This window comes from Streptomyces sp. NPDC012510, from assembly GCF_042955065.1.
GTDB lineage: Bacteria > Actinomycetota > Actinomycetes > Streptomycetales > Streptomycetaceae > Streptomyces.
This window is the reverse complement of the sequence record NZ_JBIBEN010000001.1, coordinates 546,937-571,737: the sequence shown is the minus strand read 5'-3', so window position 1 is coordinate 571,737 and position 24,801 is coordinate 546,937. Positions and strand designations below refer to the sequence as shown.

General features: G+C 72.1%; 21 protein-coding genes. 15 read left to right on the top strand and 6 right to left on the bottom strand.

Annotated elements, in window-relative coordinates:
- Window positions 1–268: 268 nt before the first annotated feature.
- Complete coding sequence (locus ACFY9I_RS02485; RefSeq protein ID WP_390995443.1) at window positions 269–1,117, top strand: hypothetical protein; 849 nt, start codon at window positions 269–271, stop codon at window positions 1,115–1,117.
- Between the two features lie 62 nt (window positions 1,118–1,179).
- Here ACFY9I_RS02485 and ACFY9I_RS02480 read toward each other — a convergent pair whose 3' ends face one another.
- Entirely contained in the window at window positions 1,180–2,208 is a 1,029-nt protein-coding gene (locus ACFY9I_RS02480) for an aldo/keto reductase (RefSeq protein ID WP_390995441.1), read from the bottom strand.
- A 124-nt stretch (window positions 2,209–2,332) separates the two neighbouring features.
- Between ACFY9I_RS02480 and ACFY9I_RS02475 the strand changes: the two genes are divergently transcribed.
- Together ACFY9I_RS02475 and ACFY9I_RS02470 are read left to right on the top strand one after the other, a co-directional pair.
- Entirely contained in the window at window positions 2,333–3,004 is a 672-nt protein-coding gene (locus tag ACFY9I_RS02475) for a response regulator (protein ID WP_390995438.1), read from the top strand.
- Window positions 3,005–3,095: 91 nt separating this feature from the next.
- The gene (locus tag ACFY9I_RS02470; RefSeq protein WP_390995435.1) at window positions 3,096–4,289 is read left to right on the top strand and encodes a cytochrome P450; all 1,194 of its coding nucleotides are present in this window, start codon (window positions 3,096–3,098) and stop codon (window positions 4,287–4,289) included.
- A gap of 440 nt (window positions 4,290–4,729) precedes the next feature.
- Here ACFY9I_RS02470 and ACFY9I_RS02465 read toward each other — a convergent pair whose 3' ends face one another.
- Window positions 4,730–5,575, bottom strand: coding sequence for an NmrA family NAD(P)-binding protein (locus tag ACFY9I_RS02465; RefSeq protein ID WP_390995433.1), 846 nt, complete (start codon window positions 5,573–5,575; stop codon window positions 4,730–4,732).
- Window positions 5,576–5,639: 64 nt separating this feature from the next.
- Between ACFY9I_RS02465 and ACFY9I_RS02460 the strand changes: the two genes are divergently transcribed.
- Complete coding sequence (locus tag ACFY9I_RS02460; RefSeq protein WP_390995430.1) at window positions 5,640–5,975, top strand: winged helix-turn-helix transcriptional regulator; 336 nt, start codon at window positions 5,640–5,642, stop codon at window positions 5,973–5,975.
- 32 nt (window positions 5,976–6,007) lie between these two features.
- Complete coding sequence (locus tag ACFY9I_RS02455; RefSeq protein WP_390995428.1) at window positions 6,008–6,385, top strand: TIGR03618 family F420-dependent PPOX class oxidoreductase; 378 nt, start codon at window positions 6,008–6,010, stop codon at window positions 6,383–6,385.
- Between the two features lie 87 nt (window positions 6,386–6,472).
- On the opposite strand, the gene ACFY9I_RS02450 is transcribed toward ACFY9I_RS02455, so the two are convergent.
- Both ACFY9I_RS02450 and ACFY9I_RS02445 read right to left on the bottom strand, forming a co-directional pair.
- Window positions 6,473–6,988, bottom strand: a complete 516-nt coding sequence (locus ACFY9I_RS02450) for a MarR family transcriptional regulator (RefSeq protein ID WP_390995426.1) — start codon at window positions 6,986–6,988, stop codon at window positions 6,473–6,475.
- A gap of 454 nt (window positions 6,989–7,442) precedes the next feature.
- Window positions 7,443–8,453 (bottom strand): Gfo/Idh/MocA family oxidoreductase, encoded by a 1,011-nt coding sequence (locus ACFY9I_RS02445; RefSeq protein ID WP_390995424.1) that lies wholly within the window; start codon window positions 8,451–8,453, stop codon window positions 7,443–7,445.
- Between the two features lie 129 nt (window positions 8,454–8,582).
- Here ACFY9I_RS02445 and ACFY9I_RS02440 point away from each other — a divergent pair, with 129 nt between their 5' ends.
- The 5 genes from ACFY9I_RS02440 (at window position 8,583) to ACFY9I_RS02420 (ending at window position 16,923) form a co-directional block, all read left to right on the top strand.
- Complete coding sequence (locus ACFY9I_RS02440) at window positions 8,583–9,320, top strand: UTRA domain-containing protein (protein WP_390995753.1); 738 nt, start codon at window positions 8,583–8,585, stop codon at window positions 9,318–9,320.
- A gap of 166 nt (window positions 9,321–9,486) precedes the next feature.
- Entirely contained in the window at window positions 9,487–10,632 is a 1,146-nt protein-coding gene (locus ACFY9I_RS02435) for an ROK family glucokinase (RefSeq protein ID WP_390995421.1), read from the top strand.
- Window positions 10,629–11,210: a sugar kinase gene (locus ACFY9I_RS02430; RefSeq protein WP_390995419.1), complete on the top strand. Its 582-nt coding sequence runs from the start codon at window positions 10,629–10,631 to the stop codon at window positions 11,208–11,210. Before ACFY9I_RS02435 ends, ACFY9I_RS02430 begins: the two co-directional genes overlap by 4 nt.
- 137 nt (window positions 11,211–11,347) lie before the next feature.
- Entirely contained in the window at window positions 11,348–14,221 is a 2,874-nt protein-coding gene (locus tag ACFY9I_RS02425; protein WP_390995416.1) for an SNF2-related protein, read from the top strand.
- 530 nt (window positions 14,222–14,751) lie between these two features.
- Window positions 14,752–16,923, top strand: coding sequence for an SWIM zinc finger family protein (locus ACFY9I_RS02420; protein ID WP_390995750.1), 2,172 nt, complete (start codon window positions 14,752–14,754; stop codon window positions 16,921–16,923).
- 352 nt (window positions 16,924–17,275) lie between these two features.
- Here ACFY9I_RS02420 and ACFY9I_RS02415 read toward each other — a convergent pair whose 3' ends face one another.
- Entirely contained in the window at window positions 17,276–17,962 is a 687-nt protein-coding gene (locus ACFY9I_RS02415; RefSeq protein ID WP_390995747.1) for a helix-turn-helix domain-containing protein, read from the bottom strand.
- An 84-nt stretch (window positions 17,963–18,046) separates the two neighbouring features.
- On the opposite strand from ACFY9I_RS02415, the gene ACFY9I_RS02410 reads away from it, so the two are divergent.
- The 4 genes from ACFY9I_RS02410 to ACFY9I_RS02395 all read left to right on the top strand — a co-directional run bounded on the left by ACFY9I_RS02410 (window position 18,047) and on the right by ACFY9I_RS02395 (window position 21,695).
- Window positions 18,047–18,499: a hypothetical protein gene (locus ACFY9I_RS02410; RefSeq protein ID WP_390995413.1), complete on the top strand. Its 453-nt coding sequence runs from the start codon at window positions 18,047–18,049 to the stop codon at window positions 18,497–18,499.
- A 627-nt stretch (window positions 18,500–19,126) separates the two neighbouring features.
- Window positions 19,127–19,300: a hypothetical protein gene (locus tag ACFY9I_RS02405; RefSeq protein ID WP_390995410.1), complete on the top strand. Its 174-nt coding sequence runs from the start codon at window positions 19,127–19,129 to the stop codon at window positions 19,298–19,300.
- 131 nt (window positions 19,301–19,431) lie between these two features.
- Window positions 19,432–21,216 (top strand): glycoside hydrolase family 15 protein, encoded by a 1,785-nt coding sequence (locus tag ACFY9I_RS02400; protein ID WP_390995407.1) that lies wholly within the window; start codon window positions 19,432–19,434, stop codon window positions 21,214–21,216.
- Window positions 21,213–21,695, top strand: coding sequence for a hypothetical protein (locus ACFY9I_RS02395; protein ID WP_390995404.1), 483 nt, complete (start codon window positions 21,213–21,215; stop codon window positions 21,693–21,695). Before ACFY9I_RS02400 ends, ACFY9I_RS02395 begins: the two co-directional genes overlap by 4 nt.
- Before the next feature lie 50 nt (window positions 21,696–21,745).
- Here the strand turns inward: ACFY9I_RS02395 and ACFY9I_RS02390 are convergent, their stop codons facing one another.
- The gene (locus ACFY9I_RS02390; protein ID WP_390995401.1) at window positions 21,746–23,068 is read right to left on the bottom strand and encodes a hypothetical protein; all 1,323 of its coding nucleotides are present in this window, start codon (window positions 23,066–23,068) and stop codon (window positions 21,746–21,748) included.
- A gap of 115 nt (window positions 23,069–23,183) precedes the next feature.
- Between ACFY9I_RS02390 and ACFY9I_RS02385 the strand changes: the two genes are divergently transcribed.
- Window positions 23,184–24,491, top strand: coding sequence for a molybdopterin-dependent oxidoreductase (locus tag ACFY9I_RS02385; RefSeq protein ID WP_390995398.1), 1,308 nt, complete (start codon window positions 23,184–23,186; stop codon window positions 24,489–24,491).
- Window positions 24,492–24,801: the final 310 nt, after the last annotated feature.

The following is a 24,801-nucleotide window of genomic DNA, read 5'->3' as shown; positions in this document are numbered from 1 at the left end:
GCTCAGTGAACTCCCGCATCGATGTGCACCAGGTCTCCTCGTCCTCCATGATGGCCGATTGACTTGTGCGACGCGTGCGAACCATCGCTCGCCAAAGGCCACTTGGAGGGACAGCAGAGTGAGTTTCGGGGGACAGAATCCGTACCAGCCGCCCTGGCCGCCGCAAGGCGGACCGTACCCCCCGGCACCGCCCCCGGGCCCGCACGCCCCCTACCCGTACCCCCCTCATCCGTATGTCCATCCGTATGTCCCGCAGCCGCCGCCCGGCATGCTGCGGCGGCTGCGGGAGGACGAATGGCCGCCGCTGCGGGAGTTCCTGAGCGGGCTCCGGCTGCACGGCTGCCTGTGGGCGCTGGGTGTCATGTGCGCCTGGCCGGTGGTGGTCGGTCTGCTGGTGGGCTACCCGCTGGCCCGCTCGGCCCGCCGCCCGGCCCGGCGGATCTTCCCCTCCCGAGCACGCCACCGGCTCGTGGACGACGACGTGGCCCGCACCCAGCGGAGGCGGGCCTGGACGGCCACGGTGATGTCGCTGCTGATCCTGGCGGCGTACGGCAAGCCCGAGGACGTGGACCAGGCACAGCAGCAGTTCGGCATGCGGCTGGTCATCACCCCCTGGCTGCTGCTGCTCAGCGCGCCCGTGGTCGTCGCGGCCCTCTTCCGCTGGTCGTCGCCGACCGCGCGACAAGCCATGCGCCCGCACCTGAAGACCGCCGGGAAGTCGGCCCTGTGGTACGTCGGCGCCTTCACGCTGGTCCCGCTTCTCATCGGGGCGATCTACTACGCCGACCACCACACGGCGAGAAACGTGAGCCAGTGGGGACCGCTCGTCCTCCTCGTGCCGCTGATCTGGGTGCTGCTCTTCATCGCCTTCGCCTCCGGACCCGCCGTACGCAGCGCCTTCAACACCGTCGATGTGCACCCGGCGCTCCCGGCGCTGCTCACCGGCGCCCTGGTGTGGGAGTTCTCCGCCATCAACCTTGCCGTCGGCGGGCTGCCGCCGGGCCCGCCCCCGGTGCAGCTCGCCGCCCTCATCGGCGGCCCGGCCTCGGTGACGGCCGTCGCCTGGTGGGAGATCCACCGACTGCGTACCCGGTACGGGATACGGCTGCGCGGCTGAGGAGCGCCGCCCGGTGGGCTCCCGCACCGCTGATGACGCCCGGTGGGCTCCCGCACCGCTGATCAGGCCGGACGCGGCACCACCCGCTGCCCCGCCGACCCGTACACCCACGCCGACGCCTCGTCGATGAAGTCACCGGGGAAGCCGAGGCGGAAGTCGGTGGCCTCCTCCAGTCGGGCCAGCACCTCCTGGGGGAGGACGAGGCGGGCGGCGCCGAGGTTGTCCATGAGCTGCTCGACGCGGCGGGCCCCCAGGATGGGGTGCACGGCGGGGGAGTGGGCCATGGTCCACGCGATGGCGATCTGGGCCGGGGTGGCATCGAGTTCGTCCGCGGCGGTCTGCACGGCCTCCGCCACCACCCGCTCCCGCGCGCCGATCGCCTCGGCGGTCAGTCGGGTCACGGTGCCGGGGGCCACGCCGCCCGGGCGGGTGTACTTGCCGGAGAGGATGCCGTTCTGCAGCGGGCTCCAGGCCGCGACCGACATGCCGAACGCCTCCGCCATCGGCAGCAGCTCACGCTCGATGTCCCGGTTGAGCAGGCTGTACGGCACCTGGAGGGCCGACAGCGGAGACCACCCCCGCCATTCGGCGAGGGTATTGGCACGCGAGACCACCCAGGCCGGGGCGTCCGAGATGCCGACGTACAGCACCTTCCCGGACCGTACGGCGTCGTCGAGGGCGCGCATCGTCTCCTCGAGCGGGGTGTTCCGGTCCCAGATGTGCACCCAGTAGAGGTCGACGTAGTCGGTCCCGAGGCGCCGCAGGCTCGTCTCCAGGGACAGCGCCAGGTTCTTGCGGTGGTTGCCCGCGGCGTTGGGGTCGGTGCCGTCGCGCGAGACGGTGTACTTGGTGGACAGCACGAACCGGTCGCGCTGCCCCTTGAGCAGCTCGCCGACGATCCGCTCGCTCTCCCCGCCCCGGTAGTTGACCGCCGTGTCGATCACATTGCCGCCGGCCTCCGCGTACACGTCGAGGATCCGCGCGCACTCCTCCCGGGGCGCCCCCACCCCATCCTGCTCCCCGAACGTCATCGCGCCGAGGAACAACTCGGAGACGCGGAGCCCGGTCCGGCCCAGGAGTCGGTAACGCACCCAAAACCTCCGTCAGTTGACTGCCGTACCGGCCGACACTAACCGGTCGGCACATGACAACGCGGCGGTCCCGGACGAAGCGTCACTACGGTAGCCCCATGACCGACATCCGAACGGTGGGCCGATGACAGCGATCCGACTGCTCGTCGTCGACGACGACCCCCTCGTACGCGCCGGACTGTCCCTGATGCTGGGCGGCGCCGACGACATAGAGATCGTGGGGGAGGGCGCCGACGGCGACGAGGTGGACGCCCTGGTCGACCGCATGCGCCCCGACGTCGTCCTCATGGACATCCGGATGCCGACCGTCGACGGCCTCGCGGCCACCGAGCGGCTCCGCTGCCGCCCGGACGCGCCCCAGGTCGTCGTCCTCACCACCTTCCACGCCGACGACCAGGTTCTGCGCGCACTGCGTGCGGGCGCCGCCGGATTCGTCCTCAAGGACACCCCGCCCGCCGAGATCGTCGAAGCGGTACGACGGGTCGCGGCCGGCGATCCGGTGCTCTCGCCCGCCGTCACCCGCCAGCTCATGGCGCACGCCGCAGGCAGCGCACCCGACACCCGCCACACCCAGGCCCGTGCCCGCGTCGCCGCCCTCAACGACCGCGAACGCGAGGTCGCCGTCGCTGTCGGCCGCGGCGCCTCCAATGCCGAGATCGCCGGCGAACTCTTCATGAGCGTCGCCACCGTCAAAACCCATGTCTCCCGCATCCTCGCCAAGCTCGACCTCAACAACCGCGTACAGATCGCCCTGTTGACCTACGATGCCGGGCTGTTGGAAGAGGACGGGCGGTAGCGCCGGGCCGCGGGCCGGGCAGGGCCGGAGCGACGCTCGGTGCGGGCACTCGTGGGGGGCGTGCGGCGTTGTAGGGGCGAGGGGGGAACTCATGGGGTACGAGCGGCATGTGATCGATCTCGGGGCGTACGGGCCGCGGTTCACCGAGGATCCGCACCCGGTCTACGCCGAGCTGCGCGAGCTCGGCCCGGTGCACCGGGTGCGGCTGCCGAGGCCCGAGGTGCACGACGAGGTATGGCTCGTCGTGGGGTACGAGGAGGCGCGGGCAGCCCTCGCCGACCCCCGGCTGGCGAAGGACGGCGCGAAGATCGGCGTGACCTTCCTCGACGAGGAGCTGATCGGGAAGTACCTGCTGGCCGCCGACCCGCCCCAGCACACACGGCTGCGCGGGCTCATAGCCCGGGAGTTCACCGCGCGCCGGGTCGAGCGACTGCGGCCGCGGGTCCAGGAGATGACCGACGCACTGCTCGACACGATGCTGCCGCTCGGCCGCGCCGACCTGGTGGAGTCGTTCGCGTACCCCCTGCCGCTCGGCGTCATCTGCGAGCTGCTGGGCGTGCCCGAGATCGACCGTGCGGCCTTCCGCGAGCTGTCGACGGAGGCGGTGGCCCCTGCCAGAGCCGAGAGCGCGTACGACACCTTCGTCGAACTCGCCTCCTACCTGCGCGACTTGATCGAGGACAAACGCTGCTCCCCGCCCGCCGACGACCTGCTGAGCGCGCTCATCCGGACGACGAACGAGGACGGCGACCGCCTGTCACCCGCCGAACTGCGCGGCATGGCCTTCATCCTGCTGATCGCCGGCCACGAGACCACGGTCAACCTCATCACCGGCGCCGTCCACGCGCTCCTCACCCACCCCGGGCAACTGGCCGAGGTCCGCGCCGACCCGAGCCTCGTCGACGCGGTCGTGGAGGAGACCCTGCGCCACGAGGGCCCGGTGGAGAACGCGACGTTCCGCTTCGCCGCCGAGCCCCTGGAGATAGGGGGTACGGCCATCCCGGCGGGCGACTCGGTGATGATCGGCCTGGCCGCAGCCGACCGCGACGGCACCCGCTTTCCCGCCGCCGACCGCTTCGACATCCACCGCGAGACCCGGGGCCACCTCGCCTTCGGCCACGGCATCCACTACTGCCTCGGCGCCCCCCTCGCCCGACTGGAGGCCGGAGTGGCCCTGCGCACCTTCCTGGAACGCTGCCCCGACCTCGCCCTCGACGGCCCACCGGGCGACTGGCTGCCGGGCATGCTGATGCGGGGAGTGCGAAGCCTGCCGCTGCGCTGGTGAGAGGCACGTGCACCCCGCCCTCCGCCCACCCACTCCGAAGCCGAGGAGGCGAGCAACCGGTGCTGTGAACCACGGAGATCACCGCGGAGCCGACCCTGGCCCAGGGCACCCAGACCGCCCACAGCGGCACTGGCGCTCCACCCTGGAACTCGGCCTGGACTGTTTCGTCTGCGAGCGGACCGGTCGCACGACCCTCTTCTAACTGGGCACCGAGAAGGCCTCCTGCTCCGGCACCAGAAGCGGCCTCGGGCGCCACCCCGCCCCGGCCGGTATCGCCTTCCCTGTCAAGTTCAGCGTGCTTAAGTCCAAGTTCAGCGTGCTTAAGTCGAGCGGTCCTGGCCCGGGCGGTGGGCAGTACTTGAAGGCTTGGCAGACCGCCCGTCGCATACGGCGGCCTGCCAAGCCTTGGCGAACTCGGCAGGAGCTGACAGCGGTTGTGGTCAGAGGCCGATGTCGGCCAGCCACTGGCTTGTGGTCCGGGGGGCAACTCCCAGCAGCTTGTGGGCAGAGGTCTCCGGCGCGATCGAGCGGCCGGCCATGGCGCTCATCGCCTGGTAGGCGCCTGCGATGTCAGCGGCGGCGCTCGCCCCGATCAGGGGCGTCATTGAGGTGCGGAACTCCTCGGCGGTGATCTGGTCGAAGACCACCTCCCGTCCGAGTCGGGCGCCGAACGCCTCGGCCAGGTCCGGTCCGGTGATGGCCGGGTACTGGCCGACGGAGACCACGCCGGTGACGTCCGTGCGCTCGAGCAGGGCGACGACGGCGTCGGCTATGTCCAGGTGGGAGGCCCAGGAGACGGGGAAGTCGGCCCGGATCGGGTAGGGCAGTACGCCGCGTTCGCGGACGGAGCCGATGACGTGCGGCATAAGCAGGTTCTCGAGGTAGAGCTCGGGCGCGATGACCGCGTGGGACACGCCGCTGTCGGACAGGCCGGCGGCCAGGGTCGCGGCGGCACCGCCGATGGCGGGATCGATGGGGAAGCCGCTGGTGGAGAACACGACGCGGTCCGGCCGGGCCTCGCGAACGACGGTGAGGATGTTGTGCGCGTAGGTCTGGCGGTCCTCCTCCGAGGCCACCGGCAGGTGGATGAAGACCCCCTCGGCACCTCGGTAGGCGTCGGCCAGGTCGGCGGCGGAGGCGTAGCCGGCGGCCGCGACATGCTGCGCGCCGGGCACGACGGCGTCGGGGTTGCGGGTCAGAGCGGTCACGGATTTGCCAGTGGCGGCGAGAGCGGCGACGACGGGGGCACCTTGGGCGCCGGTGGCGCCATGAATCACGTAGGTCATGGCGCCATTAGTGCATGCGATGCACCAGTTACATCAACTGCACTAATGGGGTACGGTCAAAACTGTGACTGATCCCTGTCTGCCCGAGTGCGGTGTCGCCCGGTTCCTCACGCTGCTCAACGGGCCGTGGGCCACCCTGATCGTGCGCGAACTGCTGCACGGCCCCCACCGGTTCAACCAGTTGCGCGAGGCCCTGCCGGGTATCAGCCCGCACACCCTGACCAGTCGGCTGCGCCAGTTCGAGCGGCACGGCATCGTCACCCGCACGACTTACGCGGAGATCCCGCCGCGGGTCGAGTACGCGCTGACCCCTCTCGGTGAGGGGCTGCGCGACGTCCTGGAGGCCATGGGGACGTGGGCGATGGCGGTGCCGGATCCCGAGTCCGGCGTCACCGCCTGACGTACGCCTGGCCCAGCGGCCTGGTGACGGTCATGGTCACCGGCAAGCTGTCGACCGTCCGGGCCGACGGCAGCCCGCACGTCTCACCGGTCTGGTTCCTTCTCGACGGCGACGACATCGTGCTCACCACCGAGAAGGACGGCGTCAAGGGCCGCAACCTCGCCCGCGACGGGCGCTTCGCCCTCTGCATCGACGACGACCATCCGCCATACGCGTTCGTCATCCTCCAAGGACACGCCGAGACCTCCGCGCACCCCGACGAGATGCTGCACTGGGGCGGCCTCCTCGGCGCCCGCTACATGGGCAAAGACCGCACCCAGGAGTACGCCGCCCGCAATGGCGGCCCCGGCAACCTCCTCGTCCGTGCCCACATCGACAAAGTCATCGCTTTCAACGGCATCGCCGACTGAACGGCAACGGGCGGCTGGCGCGGGGCAGATGAGCATTGTCATCTGCCCCGCACCAGCCGCCCATCGGCGTGCCCGAGACGCCCTGGCTCACGAGGCCGACCGGCCGGGCTGCTTCGGCGCCCGCATCGCCGGAACCGGCGTCTGACCCGCGGCCTTCCGCTCCGCGTCCAGAGCACGTCCGGCCGCCCGCAGAGTGCTGAGGACCGTGGTCACCTCGCGTACCGCCTCCTCGGGAATCACCGACCCGATCCGCAGTTCCAGCTCCTCCTCGAAGACCTTCAGCGCCCCGTCCACCAGCTTCCGCCCCTCAGGGGTGAGCTCGACGATCGAGGAACGGCGGTCCTTCGGATTGGCCTTCCGACCACACAGACCCGCCGCCTCCAGCCGGTCGACGACCTTGCTCGTGCCGCCCACCGTGATCGAGAACTCCTCCGCGATGTCCTGGATCCGCCGCCCAGGCCGCCTCAACAGCAGGTGCAGCACCTCAAACGAGGTCAGCGCCACGTCGTACTCCGCCCGCAACCGCCCCTCGATGCCGTCCCACAACTCGATCTCCAGTGAGACCAGCTCCCGGTACAGCAGCTTCAGGTCAGCGTCAGCCATAACCCATCTTCCAAAGAATTATCTTCCATGGACAGTTAATTGTAGATCACCGGTATCGGGACTCTCCGCGAATGCCGGGTGTACGTACCGATGTGGACGGGTTGAAGCCAAGATCTCAGCCGGTCGTCGGTGGCAGAGGGCCTGCTGTGTGCCGCACATGATCGGATCTCCGGGTCTGATCTCCACCCGCGCCGCTCCCGTGGCAAGGCCCTCCCCGCCCGATCAGTCGACGCACACGTTCCAGGACGGCCGCGCCGGCCGCCGGTCCGAGTCGCCGACCGGCCACTCCCGGGTACGACCGCACCTCGGGTACTCCTGCCAGGAGAGCGGGCAGTGGGCAGGCACAGTGTGCGGATCAACCAGCCCCGGCCGCACGACCGCCACTGCCCGCACTGCGACCGCACCCTGGCCACGGACACCTCACCCCGGGCGTACGGCTGCTCGTCCTACCCGCTCAGTCGCGTCCGCCCACGATCTCCCCGAGGTTCACCGGCCGGTGCTCCGCGCGCGACAGCTCGCACGCCTCGGCCACCCGGAGGGCCTGCAGGGCCTCGCGGCCGTCGCAGGGGTTGGCCCGCTCCCCGCGCACGACCTCGACGAAGGCGGCGATCTCGGCCTCGTACGCGGCGGCGAAGCGTTCCAGGAACCCGGTCCACGGCTTGTCGGCGGGCGGCGGTCCGGTCGGCTCCGTGGACGCGACCGGCGTACGGTCGTCCAGTCCGACCACCACGGTGTCCAGCTCCCCGGCCAGCTCCAGACGGACGTCGTACCCGGCCCCGTTCACCCGCGCCGCCGTGGCCGTGACGAGCGTCCCGTCCTCCAGTGTGAGCAGGGCCGCCGCCGTGTCGAGGTCGTGCGCCTCGCGGAACATCGGGTGCCCGGCGTCCGACCCGGCGGCGTACACGGTGGCGACCTCACGTCCCGTCACCCACCGGACGATGTCGAAGTCGTGGATCAGGGTGTCCCGGTAGATGCCCCCGGAGATCGGCAGATACGCGGCGGGCGGCGGCGTCTGGTCGGCCGTCAGCGCCCGTACGGTGTGCAGCCGCCCGAGCCGGCCCGCGCGCACGGCCTCCCGCGCGGTGACGTAGCCGGAGTCGAAGCGCCGCTGAAAGCCCATCTGCAGCACGGTCCCGGCCGCGTCGACCTCGGTCAGCGCGCTTAAGGTGCCGGCCAGGTCCACGGCGACGGGCTTCTCGCAGAACACCGGGAGCCCTGAGCGTGCTGCCCGACCGATCAGTTCGCCGTGGGCCGAGGTGGCGGCCGTTATCACCACGGCGTCCACACCCCAGGTGAAGATCTCGTCCACGCCCGGCGCCACCGTCTCGCCGAGGCGATCCGCGAGGTCATGGGCCCGAGCCGGGTCGACGTCCGTGATGATCAGAGAGCCGACATCACGGTGGCGGCTAAGCGTGGTCGCGTGGAACGTCCCGATGCGACCCGCCCCGATGAGTCCGATGCGCATGGGAAACAAAGTGAGGTCGCAACCGCCACCCTGTCAATGGTTTGTCCGGACAACCGAACTACGCGACTTTCCGTCAACAAGCACCGGAGCTACGCTCGGCCCGTGCCGAAACCAGAAGTGGATCCGACCGTGTCGCTCAAGCTCAGCGTCGACCGCAGCAGCCCGGTCCCGCTCTACTTCCAGTTGTCCCAGCAGCTGGAGGCCGCGATCGAGCACGGTGAGCTGACCCCGGGCAGCCTGCTGGGCAACGAGATCGAGCTGGCGGCCCGCCTCGGCCTGTCCCGCCCCACCGTCCGCCAGGCCATCCAGTCCCTGGTCGACAAGGGCCTGCTCGTCCGCCGCCGGGGCGTGGGTACCCAGGTCGTCCACAGCCAGGTCAAACGCCCCCTGGAGCTCAGCAGCCTCTACGACGACCTGGAGGCCGCCGGCCAGCGCCCCGCCACCCGCGTCCTGGTCAACACCACCGTCGCCGCCTCCGCCGAGGTCGCCGCCGCCCTGGCCGTCGCCGAGGGCAGCGAAGTCCACCGCATCGAGCGACTCCGTCTGGCCCACGGCGAACCGATGGCCTCCCTCTGCAACTACCTCCCCATCGACCTCCTGGACCTCGACTCCCCCCAACTCGAATCCACCGGCCTCTACCGCCTCATGCGCGCCGCCGGCATCACCCTCCACAGCGCCCGCCAGACCATCGGCGCGAGATCGGCCACGGCGGAGGAGGCCGGCCGACTGACCGAGCCCGAGGGCGCTCCCCTCCTGACCATGCAGCGCACCACCTTCGACGACACGGGCCGCGCCGTCGAGTACGGCACCCACGTCTACCGGGCCTCGCGCTACTCGTTCGACTTCCAGCTGCTGGTGCGGGGGTAGGAGGTCTCCGCGCCGTGCCCTGGAAGAGCAATGGCTGCGCCCCTTGCTCTTCCAGGGCACGGGGAACTGCGCGACCAGCCCCACTCATCCGCACCCGAAAAACAAAGAGGCGGCACCCCCTGCCCCCACGGCGCAGCAAGCGGAGCGCTAAGGCAGAATCGGCCCGATGAGCACTTACCGCGACTTCACCCACCGCGGCTCCGCGCGGGCCACCGTCCTGCGGACCGTGGGAACGCGCGAGCGCCGCTCCCACCTGACGGCCCCCCGCGTCCCCACCGTCGGCATCGACATCGGCGGCACGAAGGTGATGGCGGGCGTCGTGGACGCCGACGGCAACATCCTGGAGAAGCTCCGCACGGAGACCCCGGACAAGTCCAAGAGCCCCCAGGTCGTCGAGGACACCATCACGGAACTGGTCCTGGACCTCTCCGACCGGCACGACGTGCACGCCGTCGGCATCGGCGCCGCCGGCTGGGTCGACGCGGACCGCAACCGGGTGCTGTTCGCCCCCCACCTGTCCTGGCGCAACGAACCGCTGCGCGACCGTCTCGCCGGCCGGCTCGCGGTGCCCGTCCTCGTCGACAACGACGCCAACGCCGCCGCCTGGGCCGAATGGCGCTTCGGCGCCGGCCGCGACGAGGACCATCTGGTCATGATCACGCTCGGCACCGGCATCGGCGGCGCCATCCTGGAGGACGGCCAGGTCAAGCGCGGCAAGTTCGGCGTCGCGGGCGAGTTCGGCCACATGCAGGTCGTGCCGGGCGGCCACCGCTGCCCCTGCGGCAACCGCGGCTGCTGGGAGCAGTACAGCTCCGGGAACGCCCTGGTCAGGGAGGCCCGCGAACTCGCCGCGGCCGACTCCCCGGTGGCGTACGGGATCATCGAGCACGTCAAGGGGAACATCGGGGACATCACCGGGCCGATGATCACGGAGCTGGCCCGCGAGGGCGACGCGATGTGCGTCGAACTGCTCCAGGACATCGGCCAGTGGCTCGGCGTCGGCATCGCCAACCTGGCCGCCGCGCTCGACCCGTCCTGCTTCGTCATCGGCGGCGGTGTCTCCGCCGCCGACGACCTGTTGATCGGCCCGGCCCGGGACGCCTTCCGCCGTCATCTCACCGGCCGCGGCTACCGCCCCGAGGCCCGGATCGCGCGCGCCCAGCTCGGGCCCGAAGCCGGCATGGTGGGCGCCGCCGACCTCGCCAGACTCGTCGCCCGCCGCTTCCGCCGGGCCAACCGGCGACGGGTGGAGCGCTACGAGCGCTACGCGCGGTACGTGGAGGCCCGCCGTACCACCCAGGACTCCGCGTGACCGCGACCGTGCCGCACCAGGGCTCCTCACCGGAGGAGCCGGAGCGGCCCGCCGAGGACCGCCGCCACATGATCCGCCGCCGGGCGATCACCCTGGCGATCATCGTGCTGCTCATCGGCGTACCGGCCGGCTATCTGGTGATCTCCGCCAATCAGAGCCGTGACAGCGGCAAGGACAAGGAGAAGAAGTACTCGGCGACCGGCCTCACCGCCCACTGGCCCTCCCGGCTCCAGCAGCGCCTCTACCAGGTGCCGATCCCGCCGTACTCCAAGCACGTCGCCTACTACGAGACGAACAACTGGAAGACCAGCCGTCTCTACGTGCAGTTCTACACGAGCAACGAGGGACTGGAGAGCTTCCTCAACCAGATCGGCGCCGGCACGGGTGACCTGGAGGACGACGAGAGCGCGATCACCACCCGCGACCAGCGGATCGTCGGCTGGGACTTCTCCGGCCCCGGCCCCTGGTACGGCCTCGTCAACGTCCAGAAGGACCCCTCACCCACCCACGACATCGTCGTGAACCGGTCCAACCCGGACCATCCGATGGTGTACCTGGTGTCGCGGACAGTGCCCTGACCTGGGAGAACCTGCCTCGACGACGCTCGTGCAGGGTCGTCGAGGCACCAGTGTCAGACCCCGCCCGTAGAGTCGGAGAGAGCTGATCGGAGCCGGAGACGGCTCATCCGACCGAAGGGCGGGAGGTGACCGGACACATGCGGGACACGGCTGTTCCCGAGGCCGACACGGCCGTCCCCGTACGGACGGCCGTCCCCGTCCGGCTGGCCGCCGTCTTCCTGCCCGCTCCGCTGCCCCGCCACGGCCGGTTCGCCTTCTGGGACCCGCAGGACGGGCCCCCGCTCCTGGAGCACACCGAGGACCTCACGGTCGTACGCCGGCACGGTTCCACGGTCCGCAGAGCCGGCGTCCGCGCCCTGATCGTGCCCGTCGCCGAAGCCCTGCCCCTGCTCACCCGCGCCCGCCGCGACCCCGCCGCGCACCCCGCCACGGCCTGCTGGGGTGCGGCCGCGCTGCACGCGCTGCGACTGGTCGCCCGGGGCCGCCTGCTGCCGGGACTGACCGCCGAGGGGTTCGACGCGTGGCGGGCAGGCCCCCTCGACCCGGACGACATCGCCCACCTCAGAGCCGTGGCCGCCGCCCTCCCCCACGAAGGCCACGCCGTGCCGTTGCCCGGCAAGGGCCCGCTGCGGCTGCCCGAGCCGGAGGCCCTGATGCGGTCCTTCCTGGACGCGGTCGCCGACACCATGCCGCGCGGCCCGGCGGCGCCCCATGTCTCCGGGAAACCGTTCGCGGCGCACGCGGGGCAGAGGCTGCCGCACGCGCGGGACTGGGCGGCGGAGGTGGCCGCGGGCATGGACGCGGGCGTCCGGATCTCCCTGCGCCTGGACCTGTCGGCGTACGACCTCTTCGACGACGGCGAGGGAGCCTCCCGGGCGGGCGCGGCCGTCGTCCAGGTGCACAGCCTCGCCGACCCCACCCTCGTCGTCGACGCGGCGGCGCTGTGGGCGGGTGACGCGGACGCGGCGTTCGGGCCCCGCGCACAAGTGGACGCCGCCCTCGCAGTACGGCGCGCGGCCCGTGTCTGGCCACCCCTGGACCGGCTCTCCGAGCAGGACGTGCCTGATGTCCTCGCCCTCTCCGAGGACGAACTGTCCGACCTGTTGGGCGTCGCCGCGACCCGGCTCGGCGCGGCCGGCGTCGCGGTGCACTGGCCCCGGGACCTGGCCCACGACCTCAGCGCCCGCGCCGAGGTGCGCCCCGCGCCCGGCTCCGCCACGGACGGCACCGGCTTCTTCGAAAGCGAGGAACTACTGCGGTTCCACTGGCAGTTGGCGCTCGGCGGCGACCCGCTGACCGAGGCCGAGATGGACACCCTGGCCGAGGCCCACCGCCCGATCGTCCGCCTCCGCGACCAGTGGGTCCTCGTCGACCCGGCCCTCGTCCGCAAGGCCCGCAAACGCGAACTGGGCCTCCTGGACCCGGTGGACGCCCTGTCCACGGCCCTCACCGGGCAGGTGGAGATCGACGGCGAGACGGTGGAAGCGGTACCGGTCGGAGCGCTGGCGGCCCTCCGCGACCGCCTGACCGCCGGCCTCGGCCCGGTCGAACCGCCGCCGGGTCTGTCGGCCACCCTCCGCGACTACCAACTCCGGGGCCTGGCCTGGCTGGACCTCATGACCTCCCTGGGCCTCGGCGGCTGTCTCGCCGACGACATGGGCCTCGGCAAGACGATCACGGTCATCGCCCTGCATCTGCGCCGGGCCCGCCCCGCGCCCACCCTCGTCGTCTGTCCCGCCTCCCTGCTGGGCAACTGGCAGCGGGAGATCACCCGTTTCGCCCCTGGCGTGCCCGTCCGCCGTTTCCACGGCGCCGACCGCACGTTGGACGACCCGGGGGAGCCCGAGCAAGAGCGGATGCGCTCCGGCCCCGACGGCGGCTTCGTCCTCACCACCTACGGCACCATGCGCTCCTCGGCCCCGCTCCTCGCCCAGCGGGAGTGGGGCATGGTCGTCGCCGACGAGGCACAGCACGTCAAGAACCCCTACTCGGCGACGGCCAAGGCCCTGCGCACGATCCCGACACCCGCACGTGTCGCCCTCACGGGCACGCCGGTCGAGAACAACCTCTCCGAGCTCTGGGCCCTCCTCGACTGGACGACCCCGGGGCTCCTCGGCCCACTGAAGTCCTTCCGAGCCCGCCACGCCCGCGCCGTGGAGAACGGCGAGGACGAGGAGGCCGTGACCCGACTCGCCCGTCTGGTCCGTCCCTTCCTGCTGCGCCGCAAGAAGTCCGACCCTGGCATCGTCCCCGAACTCCCGCCCAAGACCGAGACCGACCACCCCGTCCCCCTCACCCGCGAACAGGCCGCCCTCTACGAGGCCGTGGTCCGCGAGTCGCTGCTGGCCATCGAGACGGCGGAGGGCATCGCCCGCCGGGGCCTGGTCCTGAAGCTTCTGGGGGCCCTGAAGCAGATCTGCGACCACCCGGCGCTGTTCCTGAAGGAGGAGCCCGGTACGGCCGCCGGAGACGGCCTCGCCGCCCGCTCCGGCAAAGTGGCCCTGCTGGACGAGCTGTTGGACACGGTGCTCTCCGAGGACGGTTCCGCGCTGGTGTTCACCCAGTACGTGGGCATGGCCCGCCTCATCACCGCGCACCTCGCCGCCCGCGCCGTCCCGGTCGAGCTGCTGCACGGCGGTACGCCCGTCAAGGACCGCGAACACATGGTGGACCGCTTCCAGAGCGGGGCGACACCGGTGCTCGTCCTGTCCCTCAAGGCCGCGGGCACCGGACTGAACCTCACCCGCGCCGGCCATGTCGTCCACTTCGACCGCTGGTGGAACCCGGCCGTCGAGGAACAGGCCACCGACCGCGCCTACCGCATCGGTCAGACCCAGCCCGTCCAGGTCCACCGCCTCATCACCGAGGGCACCATCGAGGACCGCATCGCCGACATGCTGGAATCCAAGAGGGCCCTCTCCGACGCCGTCCTCGGCTCGGGCGAGGCCGCCCTCACGGAACTGACGGACCGTGAGCTGACCGACCTGGTGTCCCTGCGGAGGTCAGCATGAGCAGGACGGAAGAGACACCGGAGGGTACGGCGCGGGGCGTCCGCCCCGCCGACGCGGCCCGCCGAGCGCTGCGGGCCGCGCGGGAGAGGGACAGGCACGGGGCCGAGACGGGTGATCAGCCACAGTCCGGGGCAGGCTCTGCGCCGGGTGCGGGTGCGGGTGCGGGTGCGGGTGCGGGTGCGGGTGCGGGGACGAGGGCTGGATCCGGCACCGGTGTCGGTGAGGCGAGAGCGCGGCCGTCCGGGGAGCGCGGTGGCGTCCGCCCGGGTGACGTGGCGCGGGAGGCGTTGCGCAGGGCGTCGGAGAGCAGGGTGGCAGGCGCTGATCGGGAGTCCGGGGCGGCAGGCGCTGATCGGGAGTCCGGGGCGGCAGGCGCTGATCGGGAGTCCGGGGTGGCAGGCCCCGAGGCGGAACCCTGGGCGCCAGGACCGGAGGCGGACACGGAGGAGCGGTCCCCCGCCGAACCGGGAGTCGAGCGGGGAGGCCCGGCGTCCGGTGAGAAGCCCGAGTCCGGCAGCCGCCCCGGCGACATCGCTCGGGAAGCACTAAGGGCCGCACGTGACGCGGCCGAACGGGCACGTGCGGAGGCCGAGGGCGCTCGGGCCGAAGGGGCGGGCAGAGGCAGCCGGGCCTCCCGGCGAGCCGCCGGCCCGCCGTCCCACCGTTTCCGGGAGAGGCGAGGAGCGCCCGACGACCGGCTCTCGGCGAGTGCTCCCGCGGGGCAGGCCTCGACAGACGTCCCGGAAGGTCGGGCGCCGGGAGACATCCGCCGCGACCGGTCTTCGGCCGGTCGCGCCCGCGACGTACGCGACCTGCTCGCCGACGCCTTCAGGCTGCCCTCCGACGGGCCGGAGACCGACGAGGCGGACGGGACCCCCGTTGAAGCGCCGCCGAGGGCACCGGGGCAGCAACCGGTTCCCGCAGAGGGCGAGTCACAGCAGACACCGGCCGCGGGGGCCGGTGAGGGCAGCCGGGAGACCTCTGGGAACTCGAGGGCTTCGGGGGCCTCGGCGGCCCCGGCGCCTCCAGGGGACTCGGCGACTTCGACGTCCCCGGGGATTTCGGCGCCCCCGGGAACCTCGGTGACTTCGCAGACCCCGGTGACCTCGGTGACCCCGGTGACCCCGGTGACCCCGGTGACCTCGGTGACCTCGGCGACTCCGGATACCTCGGTGCCCCCGGCGCCCGCGGGGACCTCGGTGACTTCGCGGGCCCCGGGGACATCGGTGAACGCAGCCACCTCGGTGACCCCGGTGACTCCGGGGACCTCGGCCACCTCGGTGACCTCGGTGACCTCGGTGCGCCCGGGGACTTCAGCGACCCCGGCGAGCCCGGGGGCCTCGGTGCCGCCGTCGGGACCCCGCACCATGGCCGCCCCCTCCCGGGACGGCGAACTGCGGCGTACCTTCCGGCCGTTCCCGTCGCGGGCCTCGGTCGATGAGGTGTTCGCGGAGAGCTGGTGGGGCAACGCGTGGGTGGCGGCGCTGGAGGAGGGCGCGCTGGACGCGGCGCGGTTGGCACGTGGGCGGGCGTACGCCGACAAGGGGAACGTGGACGCGATCACCGTCACGCCGGGGCTGGTGCTGGCGTATGTCCACGGGAGCAGACCCCGGCCGTACCGGGTGCAGGTCCGCCTCAGGACGCTGGACGACGACGAGTGGGACCGTTTCCTGGACGCGGCGGCGGAGCAGCCCGGGCACATCGCCGCCCTGCTGGACAAGGAGATGCCGCAGGCCCTCGCCGGGCCCGTGCCAGGACCAGGACCTGGACCCGGCTCCGGCTCTGGTGCCGGGCCCGGCACCAGAGCCGCGCGCCGTGGCCGTGGTGTGCGGCTGTTGCCGGGCCCCGGGGAACTCGATCCCCGGTGCAGTTGCCCGGACGTCGGGCACCCCTGCAAGCACGCGGCGGCGCTCTGCTACCAGACGGCGCGGCTGCTGGACGAGGACCCGTTCGTACTGTTGCTGTTGCGGGGCCGGAGCGAAAGGGAACTGCTCGACGCGTTGTCCCGGCGGAACGCGGCCCGCGCGGCCCGCGCCGCTCAGGAGCAGGGGCCCGCACCGCTTCCGGGTGTGCGGGCCCGGGACGCCCTCGCCGAGCGCACACTGCCACCGCTGCCCGCCCCGTTGCCCGCGCCGCCGCATCCGGAGCAGCCGCCGGTGTATCCGGGCGCGCCCGGCGGCCCCGACCCGTTCGCGTTGGACCAGTTGGCCACCGACGCGGCCGCCCGCGCCTACGCGCTTCTCACCACGGGACGCGACCCGGTGGCCGAACTGACGCTGTGGCAGGACGCGGTACGGCTCGCCGCCGCCCGCCCCGGCTCCGGTCTCACCGCCACGACCCGCGCGCTGTACTCCTCCCTGGCCGCGGCCACCGGGCGCACCCCGGCCGACCTGGCCCGCGCGGTCGCCGCCTGGCGTCAGGGCGGTCTCGAAGGCCTGGCCGTCCTGGAGGAACCCTGGGACCCGCCGGCGGGCCGCTTCGACCGCGCCCGCCCGCTGCTACTCGCCGCCGACCTCCCGGCATTCCGCCCTTGGCGCAACCACCTCACCCACCCCCGCGGTCACATCCAACTCCGCCTCGGTCGCGACGGCCTCTGGTACGCCTACGAATCCGAACCAGGCCATGACGACTGGTGGCCCAGAGGCATACCGGATGCCGATCCGGTGGGGGCGCTGACAGATCTGGGAGCGACCGAAGACTGACGACACACCCCGTCAGCCTGGTGTCCGCGCCGGTTTGCGCCCCGGTCACGCCCCGCCCCACCGCCGCGGACGGCGGCGCCCCCGGGTCAGATCCACCCTCACCATCTCGCCGACCTGGCGGGCCATGACGACAGGCCCGGCGGCATGCCGCACGGCCGCAAGGATCCGCTGGTGGTCCGGTGGGAGCGCAGTCTCCGGTCGACAGCCTTCGGACCCGCCAGCCCCCTTGCTCATGCGGCGGTGCGCCGTCGCGCCGGACGGCCCGTGACGGCGCCTCCGGCACCTCCGCCGAGAGGGGCGGAACGAGAGGGGAACGGGATCTCGCGGCGGGTCTTCCTGCGCCTCGCGGACATCATGGTCCGTGGGGAGCCGGCTGGAGGCGGACGCAGCAGTGGTCGGGGCTGGGGGCCAGTCGCGCTTGGATGTTCTCCTCGCCGAGCCCTTGCAGGAGGCCGCGGAGCAGGTGGAGGTTCATGCCGCACACCGTCTGGGTGTGCTCGCGGGCGAGTGCGTGGAAGGGGCAGTTGCCCAGAACGACGGCATCACCGTCGTGTCGTGGCTCGAACCCGCACCGTTCCAGTGACTCGAACAGGTTCGGGTCGCTCGGGTCGGCGATCCCTGTGCCGAAGTCATGGGCCTTGCGGTGCAGGACGGTGCGTACCGGCTCGCCCGTGGCCTCTGATTCCTCCATGGCCTGGGCGAGGAGTCGTCCGGCGAGTTCGTAGTGCCGCTCGGGCAGGCTGACGGAGACCTGTCGGGTGGAGCGCTTGTAGAGCTTGGCGGGCCGTCCCGCGCCCGGGCCGGTGCGTCCGCTGCGCCGTTCGTAGACGACGTCGAGCAGCGATTCCTCGGCCAGGCGGTCCAGGTGGAAGGCCGCGGTCTGCCGTGCCAGGCCGAGAGCCGCTGCCGCGTCGTCGCGGCTGACGGGGTCCGTCTGGCGGGCGACGTGCTGGTAGAGCCTCCTGCGGGTCGGCTCGTCGAGGGCGGCGACGGCGGAGACGTCGGGGTGGGGTGCTTCTTTCGGGTGGTCCACGAACACCAGTGTAAAACCCACAGACGTTGACTAAAGAGAAAATGCGCGCTTCTATCGTTAGTGAGAGTTGTCGATAGAAGGAAGGGCGTCATGTCGTCCGCATCCGCACCCGCAACCACTAGCGACACCACGCAGTCCGATGCTCCCCGGCGGGCCCTCACCGACCCCGGTTATCAGGCGTTCGTCATCCTGCGCACCGGGTTCACGGTGGCGCCGATCCTGTTCGGGCTGGACAAGTTCGCCAACCTGCTCGTGGACTGGCCCACTTACCTCGCGCCGTGGATCAACGATGTCGTTCCCGGCAGCGCCCAGGCGGCCATGTACGCCGTCGGAGTCATCGAGATCGTCGCGGGACTCGTTGTCGCCCTCGCCCCGCGCTTCGGGGGCTGGCTGGTCGCCGGATGGCTCGCCGGCATCATCGTCAACCTGCTGACCATCCCGGACCACTACGACATCGCGCTGCGCGACTTCGGCCTGCTGCTCGGCGCGGTCGCCCTCGCCCGACTGGCCCAGCGCTATCACGGCAAGCGGCGGTCTCGCTGACGACGGCCAGCAAACGACGGCCAGCAAACGACGGCGAGTACACGACGGCCAGTACACGACGGTCAGCAGCCATAGAACGCAACGAGCGGGTGGGTGCGAGTCGGCCCACCCGCCGCGTGGTCCTGGGCAGCCGTCCGGTTGCCGCGCCGCGTTCACGTACACGGCGCGGAAGGCGACGCTCGGCCGGCCGCTCCCGGGCGTGCCCGGCGTACGAGGATCGGCCTCGCGTCGGGCGATCGGCATGAACGGGGCGCACGCACCGCATTGCGGCGGCGGGTGGACTGCGGGAGCCTGGAGACCTGATCCGTCGGCGTGTCGTCGGGGTCCGGGTCCGAGAGCCCGGCGCGCCACCATCGTCGCCGGACCAGGCGATGCCGCGCCCCTCCCGGCCGTCGCGCCATCTGCGGCTGCCGCACCATTCCACGGCTGCCGCGCTCCAGCGGCACATGCTGTGCCCCGCCGATCCGCACCGGCCGACCGGTGACCGCTTGGTCCTGTGGACCGTCCTCCCGGACCGAGGGCGTGAAGGCCGCGACGACATCACCGCGCCCGTGGTTTCGCCGGACCGTACGAGCAGGCGTTCTCCGTAGCGGCAGCACACGACGACACGGCTCGGAGGCATCTCCCATGACGAACGTCGCCCCTTCCGCACCGATCGTGGTCGACACCGGCCGCTCGCCCGCCTCCTGGCAGGCCGCACGCGGCACACAGCAGGTCCTCGTCGTGCGGGTCGTGCCGGTCGTGCTGGTCGTGCCGGTCGTGCCGGAACGGCCGCTCGACGGCGGACAGGCAGCGCGGTGAATTCCCATGACTCCCCGCGGGCCCCCGGCCGCACCCACCCGGCCGGTCCCACCGCTTTCGCCGGTCCCATCGCCCCACCAGCCCCACCAGCCCCACCAGCCCTCTCCGCCCCACCGGCCCAGCCGCTCAGGGTGAACGGATACGCGGCGCTGCGGGAATACGCGGTGACCGGGGACGGCCGCAGCGTGGCACTGATCGCCCGTGACGGCTCGGTGGACTGGCTGGCCTGGCCCGACCTGGACTCACCGGCCCTGTTCGCCGCCGTCCTCGACCATGCGCACGGCGGCGGGTTCCAGCTGCGCCCCGACGTGCCGTACACGGCCACCCGCCGCTACCTGCCAGGCACCAACGTGCTGGAGACCACGTTCACCACCGCGGGCGGCACGGTACGGCTGACCGACGCGCTGACCCTTCCCGACGCCGCCTCCCTGGCGCCCGGTCGGGAGTTGGTCCGGCGGATCGAGGGGGTCACGGGCAGCGTCCCCATGCACTGGAGCGTCCAGCCGCGCTTCGGCTACGGCGCCCACCCTCCGCACCTGGCGCACCGCGCGGGTGTCCCTGTCGCCACCTGCGGCCCGGACGCCCTCGGTGTCTGCGCCTGGAACGCCGGCCGACCGCAGTGCACGGCCGACGCCGTCACCGGCCGGTTCCGGACCGACACCGGCACCCGCGCTCTGATCGCGGTGCCGTACGCGCACCAGGAACCGCTGGTCCTGCCCACACGCGCGGAGTGCGAGGCCCGTCTGGACCACACGACCGCCACCTGGCGACGGTGGACGCGGGAGCGCACCTACGACGGGCCCTGGCGCGAGGCGGTCCTGCGCAGCGCCCTCGCTCTCAAACTCCTGGTCTTCGCCCCCTCCGGCGCGGTCGCCGCCGCCGCGACCTGCTCGCTGCCCGAGTCCATCGGCGGGCAACGCAACTGGGACTACCGCTTCAGTTGGATCCGTGACTCGGCCTTCACCCTGGACGCCTTCCTGAGGCTGGGGTGCGCGCCGGAAGCGACCGGCTACTTCTGGTGGTTGATGCACGCCTCCCAGCTCACCCACCCCCGCCTGCACGTCCTGTACCGCCTGGACGGCGGCGCCCGCGCACCCGAGCGGACACTGCCCCTGTCGGGCTACCGGGACTCGGCGCCCGTGCGCGTCGGCAACGCGGCCGCCCGACAACTGCAGCTCGACACCTACGGCGAACTGCTGCAGACCGCATGGCTGTACACCACCGCGGGCCACCGGATCGATGCCGACATCGCCCGCAGACTGGCCGAGACCGCCGACTTCATCTGCGGCGTCTGGCGGCAGCCCGACGCGGGCATCTGGGAGGTACGCAGCGTCCCGGAACACTTCACCCAGTCGAAGATGATGTGCTGGATCGCCCTCGACCGCGCCCTCGACCTGGCCGGGCGGCACCTTATCCCGGACCGGCACGCGGCCCGGTGGCGGCGCGAACGACAGGCCGTCGCCGCCTTCGTCGACGACCGGTGCTTCAGCCCGAGCGCGAACAGCTACACGCGCTCCGCCGACAGCCACGACCTGGACGCCGGCACCCTGCTCGGACTGCTCCACGGCTACCGCCCGCCCGACGACCCGCGCATGCGCGGCACCCTCGCCGCCGTCCAACGGACCCTGCGGGACGGCCCCTACGTCAACCGCTACCTCGGACCCGACGGTGTCCCCGGCAGCGAGGGCGCCTTCCTCGCCTGCTCCTTCTGGCTCGCCGAAGCCCTCGCCAGGTGCGGCCGCACCGACGAGGCGGCCCGCCTCATGGACCAACTCGTGGCCCTCGCCAACGACGTCGGTCTCTACAGTGAGGAAGTCGACCCCGCCACCGGCGCGTTCCTCGGCAACCTGCCCCAAGGGCTGTCCCACCTGGCCCTGATCAGCGCGGCCTGCGCGATCGGGGAGGCGAGCCGATGAGTATCTGGGGCGCACTGGCGGGCGGGTTCATCGGCACCCTCGTCCTGACCACCGCGCTGCGCGCGGCGAACGCCCTCGACCTGACCCGCATCGACCTGCCGTTCCTGCTGGGCACCGCCTTCACCGGCGACCGGACCCGCGCCAAGGCCCTCGGCTACGGCGCGCACTTCGTCAACGGCCTGATCTTCGCCCTGCTGTACTACGCGGTCTTCGCCGCCATCGACTACAGCAGTTGGTGGCTGGGCACCGTCTTCGGCCTCGTCCACGGCCTGTTCGCCGCCACCGCGCTGGTGAACATCCTGCTGCCCCTGGTCCACCCGCGCATGGGCACGCCCCACACCAGCGCTCCCCACGTCGCCCTGCTCGAACCGCCCGGCTTCCTCATGCTCAACTACGGTGCCCGCACACCCGCCGTCACACTCGCCGCGCACCTCGCGTACGGCACCATCGTCGGACTGCTCCTCGACTGGCCGGGCTGAGATCCCCGCCGAACCCGCGCAGTGCTGCTGGCAAACTCTCACCTGCCGGGTCACCAGCCGGTCAGCAGCAGGTGGTTGAGGAGCAGAGCCAGAGCCGCCTGGGAGGCCAGCCAGATGCGGGGACGGTCGAGGAACGCGCCGGCGGACAGCAGCCACATCGCGAACGGCAGCCAGATCCGTTCCGTCTCCGCCTTGCTCATCCCGGACAGGTCGGCGGCGAGCAGCATCAACAGGGCCGCGCAGAGCAGGAGGCCCAGGCGGCGCTCGGCGACGGGGATCGTGTGCCATCGGCCGAGTCGGGCGCCGGCTCTGCGCAGCCCCGCCACCGTGCCCGGGCCCACGACGAGGACCGTGCAGGCGAGGTTGGCGAACAGCCAGTAGCCGTAGGGGCGAAAACCGCCGGCACCCTGGTGGTAGCGCTCGACGAGCAGGTGGTACGCCTCCCACCAGTCGAAGCCGGCCACGGTGAACGCCACCGGGACGACGAGGAGTCCGGCGGCCGCGTAGAGGAGCACCGGCAGCCGTCGGGAGCCGAGCAGCAGGACGGTGGCGGCCATCGCGGCGAAGAGGGTGAGGCCGTACGACAGGTAGACGGTGAGGCCGAAGAGGAGTCCGGCGGCCAGGGCGGTCGCCCTGGGGCGGTGACCCGTCACCGCGAGGGCCAGGAAGGCCGTGGCCCAGGCGGTGACCGCCGCGAAGTATCCGTCCGCCGACGTGCCCACCCAGACCGCCGCCGGCGCCAGGACGAGGAAGGGAGCGGCGCGGCGGGCCAGGGCCTCGCTCGCCAGCGTCCGTATGGTGACGAGGACCGCGACCGCGGTGGTCGCCCCGACCGTGATGACGAAGACGCCCGCCCATGCCCCGCCGCCCAGGCCGATCCGGTCGAGGAGGACGAAGGTGAGGGTGGCACCCGGAGGATGACCGGCGACGTGCGGGGGCCAGTGGTCGGGAGAGCCGAGCAGGATGTGGTCGGTGAAGCCGCGCAGGGTGGCGAGGATCTCGTCGAAGCGGTCGATGACCTGGAGGTACTCGTACCTGGTCGTCAGCCGGCGGGCGATGCCACGATGCCAGCCGTCGACGAGGGCGAGGGAGAAGGTCCAGGCCATGGCGGTGCCCCAGGAGGTGAGCAGCAGCGGGCGCCAGGGCAGCCGGGCGGCCAGAGGAGGGCCGTAGGCCACCACGGCGGCGGCGACGGCGAGCGCGCCAGGGGTGCCGGGGCCGGTGTGGGGCAGCCAGTTGGCGTACAGGGGTGGCCAGCCGACGTGCAGGACGTCGTCGGCGCGCTTGATGGCGATGCCGACCCACGCGGTCGCCGCCACGAGCAGCGCGGCGGCCGTGACGGCGTAGAGGTCGCGGCGGAGATCACGGTTCACGCTCGCAGACGTTAGGCCGAGCGGTGGCCGGCGGACTCTCGACAGGCGCGGACGTCAGCCTTTCGTCATGAGTCGCGCCCCCTCTTACCGGGTCCTCCGGGCCTAGCGTCGGGGCATGGCACGGTCTCCTTCCTCTCCCGCCTTCTGGCGCAGCCCGCTGCGTGGCCCCTGGTTCACCTCCGTCCTCGGCGTGGTGCTGCTCGCCGGCATCACGACGCTGTTCGTGACGGGGCTGCTGTCGTACGCCGCCTACAACCCGGACCTGTCACCGGTGAACGACAAGACCGGGGACAAGGGAATCCTCGGCTTCCACCTCTTCGCCTGGCCGACGGATCCGCACTGGCTGTACCGGCTCACACAGGGCGTTCACGTCACGCTCGGGATCGCGTTGGTACCCGTGGTGCTGGCCAAGCTGTGGTCGGTGGTGCCGAGGCTGTTCCAACTGCCTCCGGCACGGTCCGTGGTCCACGCTCTGGAGCGGATCTCGCTGCTCCTGCTGGTCGGCGGTGTGTTGTTCGAGTTCGTGACGGGCCTGCTGAACATCCAGCTCGACTACGTCTTCCCCGGCTCCTTCTATCCGCTGCACCTCTACGGAGCGTGGGTGTTCTTCGCGGCGTTCGTGGTCCATGTGGTGCTGAGGGCGCCGACCGCCGTACGCAACCTGCGCCGGATGCGGGGGAGCGCAGAGGACCGGGGCGAAGACGAGGGAGAGGGCGCACAGCCGGTGTCCCCGGAAGCCGTTCCGCCGCCGGTGTCCTCGCAGGAGCCCTCGCTCGTGTCGCCGGACCCCACCGAGCCCACCGTGTCGCGGCGCGGTGCCGTACGGCTGGTCGGGGGCGGCTCACTGCTGCTCCTCGCCACGAGCGTGGGGCAGAACTTCGACGGGCCGCTGCGGCGTACCGCGCTCCTCGCCCCGCACGGTGGTGCCGAGCCGGGCAGCGGACCGAACGGCTTTCAGATCAACAAGACGGCCGCGTCGCGAGGGATCAGTCCGGCCGAGACGAGCGAGGAAGCGTGGCGGCTGGTCGTCACGGGGCCTTCGGGGAGCGTCCGGCTGAGCCGCGCCGAACTGCTGGAGCTGACGCCGCACAGTGCGGCGCTGCCGATCGCCTGTGTCGAGGGCTGGTCCACCTCCGACCAGTGGTGGCGGGGCGTACGGCTGCGAGACCTCGCCGCGCTCGTCGGGTACGGGCCGGAATCGGCGCCCGACGTCCTGGTGGAGTCCCTGCAGCGGCGCGGCGCCTTCCGCCGGGCCGCGCTGCGCGCCAATCAGGTACGCGACGGGCGTTCCCTCCTCGCCCTGGACGTCAACGGCGAGCCACTGACCCCCGACCACGGCTACCCGGCGCGGATCATCGTGCCTGCCGCGCCCGGCGTCCTCAACACCAAGTGGGTGGCCCGGATGACGTTCGGAGACCTGTGATGGGAGAACCCCGGGTGAAGAGGCTTCGTGTGCCGGTCGGCAGTCCGTTCCAACTGCTGCTCCTGGCATGTTCGTTCGCGCTGGCCGGCTACGCCGGTGTGCGGCTGCTCTCCGACGACTGGTTCGAGGTCACGCTGTGGTTCGTGGGCGCGGCGGCGGTGCACGACCTCGTGCTGCTGCCGCTGTACGCGACGGCCGACCGCGCGCTCGTCCAGGCGGCGGGCACGGCCGGCCACCGGGAGCTGGTGGCGTACGTCCGTGTGCCCGCCGTCCTGTCCGGGCTGCTGCTGTTGGTGTGGTTCCCGCTGAT